The organism is Paenibacillus sp. PsM32 (assembly GCF_030433815.1).
Taxonomy (GTDB): domain Bacteria; phylum Bacillota; class Bacilli; order Paenibacillales; family Paenibacillaceae; genus Saccharibacillus; species Saccharibacillus kyungheensis.
Genome location: NZ_JARUWY010000036.1, coordinates 1 through 943 on the forward strand (window position 1 = coordinate 1; position 943 = coordinate 943).

At 52.9% G+C, this 943-nt stretch carries 1 rRNA gene; it reads left to right on the forward strand.

The features are described from left to right. A 23S ribosomal RNA gene (locus tag QCD85_RS23630) occupies positions 1-943 on the forward strand; the annotation flags it as partial.

Here is a 943-nt window from a genome sequence, read left to right on the forward strand (position 1 = left end):
GTATCAGGGGTAGGGGAGCGTTGAATGAAGATTGAAGGTGTACCGCAAGGAGCGCTGGACCTCATTCAAGTGAGAATGCCGGTATGAGTAACGAAAAGATCAGTGAGAATCTGATCCGCCGAAAACCCAAGGATTCCTGAGGAAGGCTCGTCCTCTCAGGGTAAGTCGGGACCTAAGGCGAGGCCGAAAGGCGTAGTCGACGGACAACAGGTTGAAATTCCTGTACCACCGAAAGCCGTTATGAGCAATGGGATGACGCAGGAGGATAGTGACGCGGACTGATGGATGTCCGTTCAAGCAGTGAGGCTGGTATGTAGGCAAATCCGCATACCGCAAGGCCAGGCTGTGATGAGGAGCGAAAATTGTAGTAGCGAAGGTCATGATTTCACACTGCCAAGAAAAGTCTCTAGCCAGGAAGCAGGTGCCCGTACCGTAAACCGACACAGGTGGGTGAGAAGAGAATTCTAAGGCGCGCGGAAGAACTCTCGTTAAGGAACTCGGCAAAATGACCCCGTAACTTCGGGAGAAGGGGTGCCCCGGTAGTGTGAATAGCACGAGGGGGCCGCAGTGAAAAGGCCCAAGCGACTGTTTAGCAAAAACACAGGTCTGTGCGAAGCCGCAAGGCGAAGTATACGGGCTGACGCCTGCCCGGTGCTGGAAGGTTAAGGGGAGTGGTTAGCGCAAGCGAAGCTATGAACCGAAGCCCCAGTAAACGGCGGCCGTAACTATAACGGTCCTAAGGTAGCGAAATTCCTTGTCAGGTAAATTCTGACCCGCACGAATGGCGTAACGATTTGGGCGCTGTCTCAACGAGAGATCCGGTGAAATTTTAATACCTGTGAAGATGCAGGTTACCCGCGACAAGACGGAAAGACCCCATGGAGCTTTACTGCAACTTGATATTGAACTGGGGTGCGATTTGTACAGGATAGGTGGGAGCCGT